This window comes from uncultured Bacteroides sp. (assembly GCF_910586915.1).
In the GTDB taxonomy this organism is placed as follows: domain Bacteria; phylum Bacteroidota; class Bacteroidia; order Bacteroidales; family Bacteroidaceae; genus Bacteroides.
In genome coordinates, this window is sequence record NZ_CAJULN010000034.1 from 13,718 (window position 1) to 29,641 (window position 15,924).

Consider the following 15,924-nt stretch of genomic DNA (forward strand, 5'->3'; position numbering starts at 1 on the left):
TGCAAATCAGTTCTGTGAGAGGGAAAATAGCGGATAAATTGTGTAAATCCGTTTGTTTAATATTGACTGAAACAATGATGTATTCCACCTTATCTCTTGCGTTGAATTTCATGAGTCGTTTTTATATAGAATAGAAAAAAGGCAATTTCTATTCCCAAATGAAACGTAATTCGGTTTGTAAGCACTATCTTTGCATCCCAAAATCTTATAAATCAGAGACAGAAGTGATTTCAGTAGAAGGATTATCAGTAGAATTTAATGCAACGCCGCTCTTTGAGGACGTAAGCTATGTCATAAATAAAAAAGACCGGATTGCACTGGTCGGCAAGAACGGTGCAGGCAAATCGACCATGCTTAAAATATTAGCTGGTCTGCAATCGCCGACACAGGGAGTGGTGGCTGCTCCGAAAGATGTAACCATCGGCTATCTGCCGCAAGTGATGATTCTCTCCGACAGCCGTACGGTGATGGGAGAGGCGGAATTGGCGTTTGAACACATCTTTGAACTTCAGGCAAAACTGGACAGGATGAACCGCGAACTTGCCGAAAGAACAGACTACGAATCGGAAGAATACCACCAGTTGATAGAACGTTTCACCCATGAGAACGACCGCTATTTGATGATGGGCGGAACCAACTATCAGGCAGAGATTGAACGGACGCTGCTCGGATTAGGATTCAGCCGGGAGGACTTCGGACGTCCCACTTCGGAGTTCTCCGGAGGATGGCGTATGCGCATTGAACTGGCAAAACTGTTGTTGCGCCGTCCGGATGTGTTGCTGCTCGACGAGCCGACCAATCACCTCGACATCGAAAGTATCCAATGGCTGGAAAACTTTCTGGCAACTCGTGCCAATGCAGTCGTATTGGTCAGCCACGACCGTGCTTTCCTTAATAACGTGACTACCCGCACGATTGAAATTACCTGCGGGCAGATTTACGATTACAAAGTGAAATACGATGAATTTGTTGTCTTGCGAAAGGAACGCCGCGAACAACAGCTTCGTGCCTACGAAAACCAGCAAAAACAGATACAGGACACGGAAGACTTTATCGAACGCTTCCGCTACAAAGCAACCAAAGCCGTGCAAGTGCAAAGTCGCATCAAGCAACTGGAAAAGATAGAGCGTATCGAAGTGGACGAGGAAGACAACTCTGCGCTGCGTCTGAAATTCCCCCCAGCCAGCCGTAGTGGAAACTATCCCGTAATCTGCGAAGACGTGCGCAAGGCCTATGGCAACCATGTCGTTTTTCACGACGTTAATCTGACCATCAACAGAGGTGAGAAAGTCGCCTTTGTCGGTAAGAACGGCGAAGGTAAGTCCACTCTGGTGAAGTGCATCATGGGCGAGATTGATTTCGATGGCAAACTGACCATCGGACATAATGTACAAATCGGCTACTTTGCACAGAATCAGGCGCAGATGTTGGATGAAAACCTGACCGTATTCGATACCATCGACCGCGTAGCCACAGGAGATATCCGCTTGAAGATACGCGACATACTGGGAGCATTCATGTTCGGCGGCGAAGCATCGGATAAAAAAGTAAAGGTCCTCTCCGGTGGTGAACGTACCCGCCTGGCAATGATTAAGCTGCTCCTTGAGCCTGTCAACCTGCTGATTCTCGACGAGCCGACCAACCATTTGGATATGCGCTCGAAGGATGTGTTGAAGGAAGCCATCCGCGAGTTCGACGGAACAGTGATTCTTGTCAGCCACGACCGTGATTTTCTGGACGGGCTTGCGACTAAAGTATATGAGTTCGGTGGCGGAGTGGTGAGAGAGCATCTCAGCGGTATCTACGAATTTCTGCAAAAGAAGAAGATAGACAATCTGAACGAACTTCAGAAAAACGCAGGATTGTCGGCTTCCCCTACGGTTTTCGTCAAGGGAAACAATGAGCAGGAGGTGACACAACAACCCTCAGAAAACAAACTTTCTTACGAAGCCCAAAAGGAACTGAATAAGAAAGTGAAGAAACTCGAACGTCAGGTTGCGGAGTGCGAAGCATCGATAGAGGAGACGGAATCGGCGATTGCCGCTGTCGAAGAGAAAATGGCAACCCCCGAAGGAGCTTCGGACATGAAACTGTATGAACAACACCAGCAATTGAAACAACAGTTAGACGCCGTCGTAGAGGAATGGGAACGCGTTTCAATGGAACTGGAAGAGATAATAAAGTTATAACTTATCACTTTATAAACATGAAAGTAACCAAGTATTTACCAATTCTTGCCGTATGCCTTATGACTACAGGATGCAACAGCAAGAAAGAGGCAGTGCTGACATCGGGCCTCGACCTCGCTAATTTGGATACCACGGCTATGCCGGGTACAAGTTTTTATCAATACGCTTGCGGAGGATGGGTAAAAGACCATCCGTTGACAGACGAATATTCGCGTTTCGGAACATTCGATATGTTGCGTGAGAACAGCCGCGAGCAGTTGAAAACCCTGATTGCCGAATTGGCTGCAAAGACCGATAATGCTCCGGGCAGCGCCGCTCAGAAAGTGGGCGACCTTTACAACATCGCTATGGATAGCGTGAAACTGAATCGGGAAGGTGCGGCTCCGATTAAAGCCGGACTGGAAGCCATCGACGCACTCAAAGACAAGAACGAAATCTATGCATACATCGCTGAAAGCCAAAAGAAAGGACTCCGCCCTTACTTCATCATGTATGTAAGCGCAGACGATATGAACAGCTCCATGAACATCGTGCAAACCTATCAAGGCGGCATCGGAATGGGGCAACGTGACTATTATCTGGAGGACGACGAGCAGACCAAAAATATCCGCAACAAATATCAGGAACACATCGCCAAGATGTTCCGGTTGGCAGGCTATGATGAACTTGTCGCACAGAAAGCGGTAGAAGCCGTCATGAACATCGAAACCCGCTTGGCTAAGGCATCCCGTTCGCAAGTGGAACTGCGTAACCCTCACGCCAACTATAACAAAATGGATAGGGAAACGCTGAAAATGAATTTCCCGACTTTCGACTGGGACACTTATTTCACCCTTTCCGGCTTGAAAGACTTGAAAGAAATCAATATCGGTCAGCCTGCCGCCATGAAGGAAGTTGCCGATATCATCAATACCGTATCTTTGGACGAACAGAAATTGTATCTGCAATGGGGATTGATAGACGCCGCCGCTTCTTACCTGAGCGACGATTTTGAAGCGCAGAACTTCGATTTCTACAGCCGCACCATGTCCGGTAAGAAAGAAATGCAACCACGCTGGAAGCGTTCGGTAAGCACAGTCGACGGAGTTCTCGGCGAAGTGGTGGGACAGATGTATGTGGAAAAATACTTCCCGGCTGCTGCCAAAGAGCGCATGATTACACTGGTGAAGAACTTGCAGACCTCACTGGCACAACGTATCAAAGGACTGGAATGGATGAGCGAACCGACCAAAGAGAAAGCGTTGGAAAAATTGGCAGCCTTCCATGTAAAAATAGGTTACCCGGATACCTGGAAAGATTACTCTGCGCTGGAGATTAAAAACGATTCGTATTGGGCAAACATCGAGCGTGCCAACCAATGGGATTACAACCAGATGATTGCCAAAGCCGGCAAGCCCGTAGACAAGGACGAATGGCTGATGACCCCTCAGACGGTCAACGCATATTACAACCCCACTACCAACGAAATCTGTTTCCCCGCAGCCATCCTACAACCGCCTTTCTTCGATATGAATGCAGACGACGCAATGAATTACGGGGCTATCGGAGTCGTTATCGGACATGAGATGACGCACGGATTCGATGATCAGGGACGCCAATACGACAAAGACGGAAACCTGAAAGACTGGTGGACGGAAGAAGATGCGAAGAAGTTTGAAGAACGTTCCCAAGTGATGGTGAACTTCTTTGACAGCATTCAAGTAGCTCCGGGTGTACAGGCAAACGGGCAGTTGACATTGGGTGAGAACATTGCCGACCACGGCGGTTTGCAGGTAGCATACCAGGCATTTAAGAATGCAACGGCTTCCGCACCGCTCGAAACAGTGGATGGATTCACCCCCGAACAACGCTTCTTCCTTGCCTATGCTAATGTATGGGCAGGAAATATCCGTCCGGAAGAAATCCTCCGACTGACCAAACTCGACCCTCACTCGTTGGGCAAATGGCGTGTGGATGGTGCGCTTCCTCACATCGGAACATGGTACGAAGCATTCAATATTACCGAGCAAGATCCGATGTTCGTTCCTAAAGAAAAACGTGTCTCTATTTGGTAAAAGTTTTTAAGTTAAAACATACCTTGCATACAAGTGTTGGCTCTTCTATATGAAAAGCCAACGCTTTTTTTTATTAATTCACACCTTATTTATTACGTACGATAAACAATATTTCGTAACTTTGCACATCAAAATACTTAATAAGCAATTCAATGTCAGAGTCTAAAAGAATAAAAACTGCATTGGTATCTGTATACCACAAAGAAGGTTTGGATGAAATTATTACCAAACTTCATGAAGAAGGAGTAGAGTTTTTGTCAACAGGCGGAACTCGTCAGTTTATTGAATCATTGGGATATCCTTGCAAGGCGGTGGAAGATTTGACCACTTACCCTTCTATCCTCGGTGGCCGGGTAAAGACATTGCATCCGAAAGTATTCGGAGGTATCCTTTGCCGTCGCGAACTGGAGCAGGATATGCAACAGATTGAGAAGTACGAAATTCCCGAAATAGATTTGGTGATTGTAGACTTGTACCCGTTTGAAGCTACCGTAGCTTCCGGCGCATCCGAAGCGGATATTATTGAAAAAATCGATATAGGCGGAATCTCTTTGATTCGTGCTGCAGCCAAGAACTACAACGATGTGATTATCGTTGCTTCTCAGGCTCAATACAAACCATTGCTGGATATGCTGATGGAGCACGGCGCCACTTCTTCGCTCGAAGAACGCCGTTGGATGGCAAAAGAAGCCTTTGCCGTTTCTTCTCACTACGACTCGGCTATCTTTAATTATTTCGACGGGGGCGAAGGTTCTGCTTTCCGTTGCTCGGCAAACAATCAGAAGCAGCTTCGTTACGGTGAAAACCCCCATCAGAGGGGTTATTTCTATGGAAATCTGGAAGCCATGTTCGACCAGATTCACGGAAAAGAGATTTCTTACAACAATCTGCTTGATATCAACGCCGCGGTTGACTTGATTGATGAATTCGATGATATTACTTTTGCCATCCTGAAACACAACAATGCTTGTGGCCTGGCTTCACGTCCTACAGTACTGGAAGCATGGAAAGATGCATTGGCAGGCGATCCTGTTTCTGCATTCGGCGGCGTACTGATTACCAACGGTGTCATCGACAAGGATGCAGCCGAAGAAATCAACAAAATTTTCTTTGAAGTAATCATTGCACCGGATTATGATGTGGATGCTCTCGAAATCTTGGGACAGAAAAAGAACCGCATCATCCTTGTTCGTAAAGAAGCCAACTTGCCGAAGAAGCAATTCCGTGCCCTGTTGAACGGTGTATTGGTGCAGGATAAAGATATGAATATTGAAACGGCGGCTGACCTTAAGACTGTGACTGAGAAGGCTCCTACTCAAGAAGAGGTAGAAGATATGCTGTTTGCTAATAAAATTGTGAAGAATAGTAAGTCAAATGCCATTGTGCTTGCAAAAGGTAAGCAACTTCTTGCAAGCGGCGTAGGACAGACTTCTCGTGTAGATGCATTGAAGCAAGCAATCGAGAAAGCCAAATCTTTCGGTTTCGACCTGAATGGAGCAGTAATGGCTTCGGATGCCTTCTTCCCATTCCCCGATTGTGTGGAAATAGCGGATAAAGAAGGTGTGACGGCTGTTATCCAGCCGGGCGGCTCGGTAAAAGACGACCTCTCCTTTGCTTACTGCAACGAGCACGGTATGGCGATGGTGACTACCGGTATCCGTCATTTTAAACACTAAAAAATAAGATTAAAGAATGGGATTGTTTTCTTTTACACAGGAAATTGCGATGGACTTGGGTACAGCCAATACCATCATCATCACGAACGGAAAAATCGTGGTGGATGAGCCTTCGGTTGTAGCGTTGGACCGTCGTACGGACAAGATGATTGCCGTTGGGGAAAAGGCGAAGATGATGCATGAAAAAACCCACGAAAACATACGTACTATTCGTCCGTTGAGAGACGGAGTGATTGCCGACTTCTATGCTTGCGAGCAGATGATGCGCGGTTTGATTAAGCGTGTTAATACACGCAATCATTTATTCTCACCTTCACTCCGGATGGTGATTGGTGTTCCTTCGGGAAGTACGGAAGTAGAGCTTCGTGCTGTGCGCGACTCTGCCGAACACGCCGGCGGACGTGATGTCTATCTGATTTTCGAACCGATGGCTGCGGCAATTGGTATCGGTATCGACGTGGAAGCGCCGGAAGGAAACATGATTGTGGATATAGGTGGCGGTTCTACAGAAATTGCCGTTATCTCTTTGGGAGGTATCGTGTCCAACAACTCTATCCGTGTTGCTGGCGACGATTTGACCGAAGATATCCGCGAATACATGAGCCGTCAGCACAATGTGAAAGTCAGCGAGCGTATGGCGGAGCGTATCAAGATAAACGTCGGTGCTGCTTTGACTGAGTTGGGCGAAGGGGCTCCCGAAGATTATATTGTTCACGGGCCGAACCGCATTACCGCTCTTCCGATGGAAGTACCCGTATGCTATCAGGAAGTAGCACACTGTCTGGAGAAATCAATCTCGAAGATTGAAACTGCCATTCTGAGTGCATTGGAAAGTACTCCGCCCGAACTCTATGCGGATATTGTGCACAACGGTATCTATCTTTCCGGTGGTGGTGCATTGCTTCGCGGACTGGACAAGCGACTGACCGACAAGATTAATATTCCTTTCCATATTGCGGAAGACCCCTTGCACGCAGTTGCCAAAGGTACGGGAGTTGCATTGAAGAATGTAGACCGTTTCTCCTTCTTGATGAGATAAATAATAGAGTAATGGCCGATATGCTGATGTGCGGAAAGCCTGTACATTGGCATATTGGTTATTGTCATATAGGCAAATTGAGTACTGATTCATGCGGAATTTAATAAACTTCCTTTTGAAATACAATTACTGGTTCCTCTTCATTATCTTAGAGGTAGCCAGTTTTGTTTTGTTATTTCGGTTCAACAGTTATCAGCAGAGTGCATATTTCACTTCTGCCAATACGGTTGCGGGGGCAGTTTACGAAGTTTCGGGAGCTGTGTCCTCCTATTTCCATCTCAAATCGGTTAATGAAGATCTGCTCGATCGCAATATGCTGCTTGAACAGCAAATTGCAAACTTGGAGAAAGCGTTGAAAGACCGTCAGGTCGATTCGGCTGCCATCAACAGCATTCGCAGGCTGCCGCAAAGTGATTATCGGCTGTTTAAGGCGCGCGTCATAAAGAACAGCCTCACGTTGCCCGACAATTATATAACACTTGATAAAGGTTCTTCATCAGGTATTCGTCCGGAGATGGGAGTGATAGATGGAAACGGAATTGTAGGGATTGTGTATGAGACATCTCCTTCTTATTCAGTGGTGATTTCTGTGTTGAACAGCAAATCCAATATAAGTTGCAAGATTATAGGCAGCGATTATTTTGGTTATCTGAAATGGGAACACGGAGATTCGCGCTACGCTTATTTGAAAGACTTGCCCCGCCACGCGGAGTTTAATTTGGGGGATACCGTTGTGACCAGTGGCTTTTCAACTGTATTTCCGGAAGGTGTCATGGTGGGTACGGTGGACGATATGGCAGATTCCAACGACGGGCTTTCCTATTTGTTGAAAATTAAGTTGGCCACCGATTTCGGTAAGCTCAGCGATGTACGCGTGATAGCTCGTAACGGTCAGGAAGAACAGAAAAAACTTGAAAATAAGATAATAGAATAATGATTATCACCTATATACACAGAATCGGATGGTTTATCGGGCTGATGCTTCTTCAGGTGCTTATCTTGAACAATGTGCATATAGCAGGATATGCTACTCCCTTTCTCTATGTTTATTTTATACTGAAACTCGATTCTGGCGTTTCGCGGAATGAATTGATGTTGTGGGCCTTCTTCTACGGGCTTGCTATTGATATCTTTGCCGATACTCCGGGGATGAATGCGGCTGTTACTGTGCTGGTTGCTTTTCTGCGTCCTTCCTTGCTGCGTCTGTTTACCCCTCGCGACAACCTGGAAAGTTTTCTTCCTTCCTTCAAGACGATGGGAATCACCCCTTTTCTGAAATATATTACGGTGTGTGTGTGTGTGCATAGCCTGGCACTACTCTTTTTGGAGTACTTCTCGTTTTCTGGTATAGGGCTGTTATTGTTGCGGGTGCTGCTTTGCACTGTTCTGACTGTAGCTTGTATAGTGGCTGTTGAAGGTATAAGGAAGTAAAGATGGCAAAAGATTATAGATTAGAGAAACGTAAGTTTGTTATCGGTGGTATCGCTATGTCCATTGTTGTGATTTATCTGGTGCGTCTTTTCGTATTGCAGATTATGACAGACGATTACAAGAAGAATGCCGACAGCAACGCCTTTCTCAACAAAATACAGTATCCCTCGCGCGGAGCTATCTACGACCGCACCGGCAAATTGCTGGTATTCAATCAGCCTGCTTATGACATTTCCATCGTTCCGAAGGAGGTAGAGAATCTGGATACGCTCGACTTGTGTCAGTCGTTGAATATCACCCGCGACCAATTCCTGAAAATCATGAGCGACATGAAAGACCGTCGCCGCAATCCGGGATATTCCCGTTATACCAATCAAGTGTTTATGTCGCAACTATCGGCGGAAGAATGCGGTGTTTTTCAGGAAAAACTGTTCAAGTTTCGCGGTTTTTATATTCAACGGCGTACAATTCGTCAATATTCCTACAATGCTGCCGCCCACGCTTTGGGAGATATCGGGGAAGTTTCTGCCAAAGAGATGGAAGCCGATGAAGAAGGATACTATATCCGTGGCGACTATGTCGGCAAGTTAGGTGTGGAGAAATCGTACGAGAAATACCTGCGTGGTGAGAAAGGAATCGAAATCCTGCTCCGTGATGCGCACGGACGTATTCAAGGGCATTATATGGATGGTGAATACGACCGCCCCTCTATTCCAGGCAAGAATCTGACGTTGAGTTTGGATATCGATTTGCAGATATTGGGAGAACGTCTGTTGAAGAACAAGATTGGAAGTATTGTCGCTATCGAACCCGAGACTGGAGAAATCCTTTGCTTGGTATCTTCTCCAAATTACGACCCGCATCTGATGATCGGTCGTCAACGTGGTAAGAACCATCTGATGTTACAGCGCGACAAGATGAAACCTTTGCTGAACCGTGCGTTGATGGGAGTCTATCCGCCGGGTTCCACCTTTAAGACTGCGCAAGGGCTGACCTTTTTGCAAGAAGGTATTGTTACCGAGCAGGGGCCTGCTTTCCCTTGTTCGCGCGGTTTTCATTACGGCAGGCTGACGGTAGGTTGCCATGCTCACGGAGCACCGATACCGTTGGTACCTGCTATTGCCACTTCGTGCAATTCTTATTTCTGTTGGGGGCTGTTCCGTATGTTTGGCGACCGCAAATACGGTTCTTCACAAAACGCCATTACCGTATGGAAAGACTACATGGTTTCACAAGGATTCGGCTATAAATTGGGAGTTGATTTGCCGGGCGAGAAGCGTGGATTGATACCGAACGCCCAATTCTACGACAAAGCTTATCGCGGACATTGGAACGGACTGACGGTAATCAGTATCTCTATCGGGCAGGGAGAAATCCTGACGACCCCGCTTCAGATAGCCAACTTGGGAGCAACGATTGCCAACAGGGGATATTTTGTCACGCCGCATATCGTGAAAGAAATACAGGACAACCAGTTGGACAGCATTTATCGTACTCCCCGCCATACTTCCATCGAAGAACGGCATTACGAATCGGTAGTAGAGGGTATGCGTGCCGCCGCCACAGGAGGAACTTGCCGAATGCTTTCGGTGATGGTTCCCGATTTGGAAGCCTGCGGTAAGACGGGAACAGCGCAGAATCGCGGTCACGACCATTCGGTGTTCATGGGCTTTGCTCCGATGAACAAGCCGAAGATAGCCATTGCCGTCTATGTGGAGAACGGCGGTTGGGGGGCCACCTACGGAGTGCCTGTCGGCGCACTGATGATGGAGCAATATATGAAAGGGAAGTTATCTCCCGAAAACGAGATGAGAGCCGAAGAAATTAGTAACAGAGTGATATTGTATGGTAACGAGGAACGATAGTTTGTGGAAAACACTGGATTGGGTAACGATTGTCATTTACTTGTTGTTGATAGTCGGTGGCTGGTTTAGCGTCTGCGGAGCCAGTTATGATTATGGTGATCGCGATTTTCTTGACTTCTCTACCCGTACAGGCAGGCAGTTTGTATGGATTATCTGCTCTTTCGGGCTTGGTTTTGTATTGCTGATGTTGGAAGACCGGATGTATGATATGTTCGCGTACATTATATATATAGGGATGATACTGCTACTTATCGTCACTATCTTTATTGCACCCGACACGAAAGGTTCGCGCTCCTGGCTTGTGATGGGACCTGTCAGTCTGCAACCGGCCGAGTTAGCGAAATTTGCTACAGCGTTGGCTTTGGCGAAGTATATGAACGGGTACTCGTTCAGCATCAGCAAGGAAAAGTGTGCCTTGATTTTGGGATTAATTATCCTGCTTCCGACGTTACTGATTATCGGTCAGCGTGAAACCGGTTCCGCTTTGGTATATCTCGCCTTTTTCCTGGTTCTTTATCGGGAAGGAATGCCGGGTGTCGTACTCTTTTCCGGAGTATGTGCGGTGATTTATTTTGTAGTCGGTATCCGTTTCGACGAAGTGTTTATAGCAGATACTCCTACACCGTTGGGAGAATTTGTAGTCCTGCTTTTAATTTTGTTGTTCGCCGGAGGGATGGTGTTGGTATATCGTAAGAAAATTGCGCCTGCCCGTAACATTATCGGCGGAAGTTTGGGTGTGTTGTTAATTGCCTATCTTATATCCGAATATTGGATACATTTCAGTCTCGTCTGGATACAATGGGGGCTGTGTGCGGTGGTGGTAGGCTATCTGCTTTACTTGGCATTGAGCGAGCGGCAACGTACCTATTTTCTGATAGCCTTGTTCACTGTCGGTTCAATAAGTTTTCTGTATTCCAGCAGCTATGTTTTTGATAATGTGTTGGAACCTCATCAGCAAGTCCGTATCAAAGTAGTGCTGGGCTTGGAAGATGACTTGACCGGAGCCGGATACAACGTGAATCAATCCAAGATTGCCATCGGTTCCGGCGGACTGACGGGGAAAGGTTTTCTGAATGGTACGCAGACCAAATTGAAGTATGTGCCCGAACAAGATACCGATTTTATTTTCTGTACGGTAGGAGAGGAGCAAGGTTTTGTCGGCTCGGCTGCTGTTCTGATTGTTTTTCTTATTCTGATTTTGCGGTTGATATTTTTGTCCGAGCGGCAACCCTCCACTTTCGGGCGGGTGTATGGCTATTCGGTTGTCAGCATATTCCTCTTTCACCTGTTTATTAATATCGGGATGGTATTGGGGCTGACTCCGGTAATTGGTATCCCGTTGCCGTTCTTCAGCTACGGAGGGTCTTCCTTGTGGGGCTTTACGATACTGCTGTTTATCTTCCTGCGGCTGGATGCGGGACGCGGTAGAAGGTTGTAACCCAGACAAAATCACTTTTGTCTTTTCGGCTGCCGTCTTTCAATTCGTATTCCGATGTCATTTATTCCTTGCAGTTTCCCGTCTTTCATGCCACTTGCTACTTTAACGGTGTACTTGCCCGGATGCAACGGCTGTATGGCTTTCACGAACCTCTCTGACTGGTAAACGCTTTCCCATCCTTTTCCTGTCCATCGTCCGGTAGAGTCTGTCAAGCAGATGGCAATGGTGTCGGTGTGCCACACGGTAGAATCCTGCATATTCTGCGAGAGAACCAAATGCAAATCGCGGTAAGGATAATCCGTCCTGTTGCGGACTTCTGCAAATAGCTTGAGTATGGTTGGCACGCTGTCGGCGACAGGAATAAGAAAAGAGAGCGTATCACTCTTTTCCCAACCTGCGGAGGGGAGGGATTGGTAAGAGTGATACACTGTATTCTTGTTGCCGCAGGCGGCTATCAGGCAAGCAGCGAGCAGACCCAAAAAACTATTCTTGAGAAGGCTTTTCATGCTGATTGTGCGGTTTCTCCTGATTTGGCTTTCTTTCGTTTCTTTCCGGTTTTTCCCCTCTTTCGGGTTTGGGGCGGCGTTCCTGTCCTTGTGGACGGTCATGACGCTTGTTTTCATTATTCCGTCCCTGGTTTTGTCCCTTGTTCCGGTCGTTGTTTTTCGGGCGGTTCTCCTTTTCCCCTCTGTTGCCGTTTTCTGGCGGCGTTTGCGGACGGGGAGCGTTTTCGCGCTGGGGTTGTTGCTGACGGTTGCCACCCTCTGCCTGTTGCTGCTGACGGTTGTTATTTCCTTTCTTCTTCTTTTTGTTGTTTTTGCCGGCCTCTTTATTATTCCGGCTGCGGTCAAAACGGGTGACGCTTTCTTGTTCCAACAAATCCACCGGCTTCTTCGGTTCTGCCTTTCTTTCTTCTTCAACCAGGCTGTCGGGCTTCATGCCTTTCCGGTTCATTGAGATAATTTCAAAAGCCCGCTTGCCACTGATTGTCACCAAATTGGCGGGGAAACTCTTGTCTGTAGAATAAGAAATCTGATTGTTCAGGATATCCGCTTTGAAGAAATAGAAAGTACCATCCTTTGTTTCGAGTTCTATCTCTTTAGAAGGAAGGCGTTTCTGAGCTTCCACATAGCAGTCTACCTCATAGTTCAGGCAGCATTTCAGTTTGGCACACTGTCCGGCAAGTTTTTGCGGATTCAGGGAGATGTCTTGATAGCGGGCGGCACTGGTAGATACCGATACGAAGTTTGTCATCCATGTGGCGCAGCAAAGCTCACGTCCGCAGGGACCGATACCACCGATGCGTCCTGCTTCCTGGCGTGCGCCGATTTGTTTCATTTCGATGCGTACGCGGAATGCTTCGGCCAGTACCTTAATCAGTTGGCGGAAATCCACACGTTCGTCGGCGATGTAATAGAAGATGGCCTTGTTGCCGTCTCCCTGGTATTCCACATCTCCGATTTTCATGTTCAGATGCAGGTTCAGCGCAATTTGGCGTGCGCGAATCATTGTGGCGTGTTCCTTGCTTTTGGCTTCGTTGAATTTTTCCATATCCACCGGTTTGGCTTTCCGGTAAATGCGTTTGATTTCGACGTCTGTCTTGAAGTTTGCTTTCTTCATTTGCAGGGGGACAAGTCTGCCGGTCAATGTCACCACTCCGATGTCGTGTCCCGGTGTAGCTTCAACGGCAACGATATCACCCTTTTCCAGCTTTATTTTATTGCTGTTGCGGTAATATCCCTTCCGCGTATTTTTGAATTGCACTTCCACCATGTCGCTCTCTTCCGCATTGCCCGGGATGTCTGCCAGCCAATCGTAGATGTTTAGTTTTTTATCTTGTCGGGAGCATCCTTTGCAACAAAGGCCGTTGCTCCCATTATGAAGTTTATATTCCATAGTTTATATATTTATTATTGCTTCAACAGTACAATCATCTTCAGCGAGAAGTCGAAAAATACCATCTTGGCATTTACATTCTGTTCAATATGCAACTGCGCTTCGCTCAGTTCGTCCATGAGTCCTATCACATTCCGTTCGTTGACAAAGGGGGCGAAGCGGGCTGCGAAATTCTGTTCGTCGCTCGTCATATACGTCAGGTCGCGTTGGTGGAAGTTGAAGATAAAGTTCTCCCGAATCATGCGCTGGCAGTATTCGAGGAAGTTTTTCTGCCGCTCGCGCCCCATACCTGCCACTTGCTCGCTCCACATTTTCATCTCTTTGATTTTCCGTTGGTAAGCCAGTCGCATCAGACTGACAAATAAGTCGAAGAACTTCTGATTCTCTTCGTTGAGGTGAATCGCTTCGAGTGCCTTGATAAAGTTTCCGTTTGCCAGATGGGCGATGGTGGTACTATTGGCGGGCAAGATGTTGTATTTCACCTGTAATACCCGGTCGATGGCGGCTTCGTCAATCTTGCGCACGTTCATACGCTGGGTACGGCTTAAGATGGTGGACAGAATCATCTCCGGTGCCTCCGATATCAGTAGGAAAAGCGTTTTTTGGGGCGGTTCTTCAAGCAATTTCAGTAGTTTGTTGGCGCATACCGGATGCATCTTTTCGGGCAGCCATACAATCGTAATCTTAAATCCTCCTTCGCTGGATTTCAGACTGAGCTTTTTCAGAATCTCGTCACTCTCGGAAGCAAATATCTGCGCTTGCTTGTTTTCTGCTTCTATGCGGTTCAACCAGTGGTTTAGGTTAAAGTAAGGGGCAGCCAGCACTTGTTCCCTCCATTGCGGGAGGAAGTCGGTGCAGACGGATACTTTGGGGCTCTTCGCTTTGTTGACAATGGGGAATACGAAATGTGCGTCGGGATGTACCAGTTTATTGAATTTCACGCAGGACGGACACACGCCGCAGGCATCAGTTTCGCTTCGGTTCGTGCAACTGATGTAGCGCGCATAGGCGATGGCGAGTGGCATTTTTCCCACGCCTTCCGGTCCGCAAATGAGCCGGGCGTGTGGAATGCGCCCTTCTTTCACTTCCTGAATAAGCCGTTGCTTGATTTCTTCCTGTCCGATTACGTCTCTGAAAAACATATCAGTAAATGATTTTGGCTACTTCTTTGATACTCTCTACCGCTCCGATGGAGTAGAAATGGATGCTTGGCACGCCGTGAGCCATCAATTCCTTGCATTGGGCTACACACCATTCGATACCCACCTGTTCGGTGTCCGCATCGTTCTTGCATTTCATCGCTTCTTTGACCAGCTCTTCCGGTAAGTCAACTTTGAAGGTTTTTGGAACCATGCTGAGTTGTGATAGTTTCTTGAACGGCTTGATTCCCGGAATGATAGGCACGTTGATACCTGCTGCTTTGGCGCGTTCTACAAATTCGAAATACTTCCTGTTGTCGTAAAATAGCTGTGTCACGGCATATTCCGCTCCGTTTTCTACTTTTTTCTTTAGCCAGTAGAGGTCGGTTTCGATGTTCGGCGCTTCTTCGTGCTTCTCCGGATAGCAAGCCACCCCGTACGAGAACGGAGTATTGGTGACTTTCATCTCCGAACCGTCCACAAAGATTCCTTGGTTGAAGTTATTGATTTGCTCCTGCAACTCGATGGCGTGATGGTATCCGTCGCCCTCGGGGGTGAATACCGACTCATGCTTTGCTTTGTCGCCGCGCAGCACTAACAGTTCCGTGATGTTCAGAAATTGCAGGTCGAGCAGTACATATTCGGTTTCTTCGCGCGTAAATCCGCTACACAGAATATGTGGAACTACCGTAAGGTTGTATTTGTTCTGAATGGCGGCAGCCACAGCAACTGTACCCGGACGCCTTCTCAAACGGTTTCTCTGAAACAGTCCGTTACCGAGATCTTTATACACGTATTCGCTGCGGTGGGTGGTAATATTGATATATTTCGGGTCAAATTCCCTCAATGTGTCGATAGTCTGATATAACTTTTCTATTCCGGTTCCTTTCAGCGGTGGAAGTATTTCGAAAGAAAAAGCCGTTTTCTTGTTGCTATGTATTAAATCTATTACTTTCATTCTTTTTGGCTAATGTTTGTTTATCTGCCCGGACTAAACGTGCATATTGGGACAAAAATACGAAAAAAGAAAGATTTCTTCTTGATTTACTCTAAAATAGTTTGATTTTTTATTGTACTATTATGGGTAGAAGCGGGGATATCTCCTGTGGGATATGCTCCGAATGTATCTCCTTCCCCTTTCCTTTTCTTCAAAACGTCTTATTTTCTTCCTCATAAACAGTTAGTTACAGCTTATAT

The 15,924-nt window shown here is 46.9% G+C and carries 12 protein-coding genes; 8 read left to right on the forward strand and 4 right to left on the reverse strand.

Annotated features, from left to right (window positions below; translation table 11 throughout):
- Window positions 1-224 precede the first annotated feature (224 nt).
- The 8 genes from QZ331_RS11095 to rodA all read left to right on the forward strand — a co-directional run bounded on the left by QZ331_RS11095 (window position 225) and on the right by rodA (window position 11,692).
- Window positions 225-2,189 (forward strand): ABC-F family ATP-binding cassette domain-containing protein, encoded by a 1,965-nt coding sequence (locus QZ331_RS11095; protein ID WP_294630223.1) that lies wholly within the window; start codon window positions 225-227, stop codon window positions 2,187-2,189.
- A 17-nt stretch (window positions 2,190-2,206) separates the two neighbouring features.
- Window positions 2,207-4,243 carry a M13 family metallopeptidase gene (locus tag QZ331_RS11100; RefSeq protein WP_294630224.1) on the forward strand — a complete coding sequence of 679 codons (2,037 nt, stop codon included), beginning with the start codon at window positions 2,207-2,209 and terminating at the stop codon, window positions 4,241-4,243.
- A gap of 152 nt (window positions 4,244-4,395) precedes the next feature.
- Window positions 4,396-5,919: a bifunctional phosphoribosylaminoimidazolecarboxamide formyltransferase/IMP cyclohydrolase gene (purH, locus tag QZ331_RS11105; protein WP_294630225.1), complete on the forward strand. Its 1,524-nt coding sequence runs from the start codon at window positions 4,396-4,398 to the stop codon at window positions 5,917-5,919.
- Window positions 5,920-5,935: 16 nt separating this feature from the next.
- Window positions 5,936-6,958 (forward strand): rod shape-determining protein, encoded by a 1,023-nt coding sequence (locus QZ331_RS11110; RefSeq protein WP_294630226.1) that lies wholly within the window; start codon window positions 5,936-5,938, stop codon window positions 6,956-6,958.
- Window positions 6,959-7,049: 91 nt separating this feature from the next.
- Window positions 7,050-7,892, forward strand: a complete 843-nt coding sequence (mreC, locus tag QZ331_RS11115) for a rod shape-determining protein MreC (protein WP_294630227.1) — start codon at window positions 7,050-7,052, stop codon at window positions 7,890-7,892.
- On the forward strand, window positions 7,892-8,389 hold the full coding sequence (gene mreD / locus QZ331_RS11120) for a rod shape-determining protein MreD (protein ID WP_294630228.1): 498 nt from the start codon (window positions 7,892-7,894) through the stop codon (window positions 8,387-8,389). Before mreC ends, mreD begins: the two co-directional genes overlap by 1 nt.
- A 2-nt stretch (window positions 8,390-8,391) precedes the next feature.
- Window positions 8,392-10,254, forward strand: coding sequence for a penicillin-binding protein 2 (gene mrdA, locus QZ331_RS11125; protein WP_294630229.1), 1,863 nt, complete (start codon window positions 8,392-8,394; stop codon window positions 10,252-10,254).
- A complete protein-coding gene (gene rodA, locus QZ331_RS11130) occupies window positions 10,235-11,692 on the forward strand; it encodes a rod shape-determining protein RodA (protein ID WP_294630231.1) in 1,458 nt (485 codons plus the stop codon). The genes mrdA and rodA overlap by 20 nt, the downstream gene beginning before the upstream one ends.
- Before the next feature lie 11 nt (window positions 11,693-11,703).
- Here rodA and gldH read toward each other — a convergent pair whose 3' ends face one another.
- The 4 genes from gldH to metF are packed head-to-tail and all read right to left on the reverse strand — an operon-like array spanning window position 11,704 to window position 15,685.
- Complete coding sequence (gene gldH / locus QZ331_RS11135) at window positions 11,704-12,198, reverse strand: gliding motility lipoprotein GldH (RefSeq protein ID WP_294630233.1); 495 nt, start codon at window positions 12,196-12,198, stop codon at window positions 11,704-11,706.
- Window positions 12,176-13,588 carry a regulatory iron-sulfur-containing complex subunit RicT gene (gene ricT / locus QZ331_RS11140; protein WP_294630235.1) on the reverse strand — a complete coding sequence of 471 codons (1,413 nt, stop codon included), beginning with the start codon at window positions 13,586-13,588 and terminating at the stop codon, window positions 12,176-12,178. The genes gldH and ricT overlap by 23 nt, the downstream gene beginning before the upstream one ends.
- A gap of 14 nt (window positions 13,589-13,602) precedes the next feature.
- Window positions 13,603-14,730: a DNA polymerase III subunit delta gene (locus tag QZ331_RS11145; RefSeq protein WP_294630237.1), complete on the reverse strand. Its 1,128-nt coding sequence runs from the start codon at window positions 14,728-14,730 to the stop codon at window positions 13,603-13,605.
- 1 nt (window position 14,731) lies between these two features.
- A complete protein-coding gene (metF, locus tag QZ331_RS11150; RefSeq protein ID WP_294630239.1) occupies window positions 14,732-15,685 on the reverse strand; it encodes a methylenetetrahydrofolate reductase [NAD(P)H] in 954 nt (317 codons plus the stop codon).
- Between the last annotated feature and the right edge of the window lie 239 nt (window positions 15,686-15,924).

What these genes read in the sequence shown, in the direction of transcription:
- QZ331_RS11100 (WP_294630224.1), top strand. Translation starts at nt 2,207, where the DNA reads ATGAAAGTAACCAAGTATTTACCAATTCTTGCCGTATGCCTTATGACT.
- purH (WP_294630225.1), top strand. Translation starts at nt 4,396, where the DNA reads ATGTCAGAGTCTAAAAGAATAAAAACTGCATTGGTATCTGTATACCAC.
- QZ331_RS11110 (WP_294630226.1), top strand. Translation starts at nt 5,936, where the DNA reads ATGGGATTGTTTTCTTTTACACAGGAAATTGCGATGGACTTGGGTACA.
- mreC (WP_294630227.1), top strand. Translation starts at nt 7,050, where the DNA reads ATGCGGAATTTAATAAACTTCCTTTTGAAATACAATTACTGGTTCCTC.
- mreD (WP_294630228.1), top strand. Translation starts at nt 7,892, where the DNA reads ATGATTATCACCTATATACACAGAATCGGATGGTTTATCGGGCTGATG.
- mrdA (WP_294630229.1), top strand. Translation starts at nt 8,392, where the DNA reads ATGGCAAAAGATTATAGATTAGAGAAACGTAAGTTTGTTATCGGTGGT.
- rodA (WP_294630231.1), top strand. Translation starts at nt 10,235, where the DNA reads ATGGTAACGAGGAACGATAGTTTGTGGAAAACACTGGATTGGGTAACG.
- gldH (WP_294630233.1), bottom strand. Translation starts at nt 12,198, where the DNA reads ATGAAAAGCCTTCTCAAGAATAGTTTTTTGGGTCTGCTCGCTGCTTGC.
- ricT (WP_294630235.1), bottom strand. Translation starts at nt 13,588, where the DNA reads ATGGAATATAAACTTCATAATGGGAGCAACGGCCTTTGTTGCAAAGGA.
- QZ331_RS11145 (WP_294630237.1), bottom strand. Translation starts at nt 14,730, where the DNA reads ATGTTTTTCAGAGACGTAATCGGACAGGAAGAAATCAAGCAACGGCTT.
- metF (WP_294630239.1), bottom strand. Translation starts at nt 15,685, where the DNA reads ATGAAAGTAATAGATTTAATACATAGCAACAAGAAAACGGCTTTTTCT.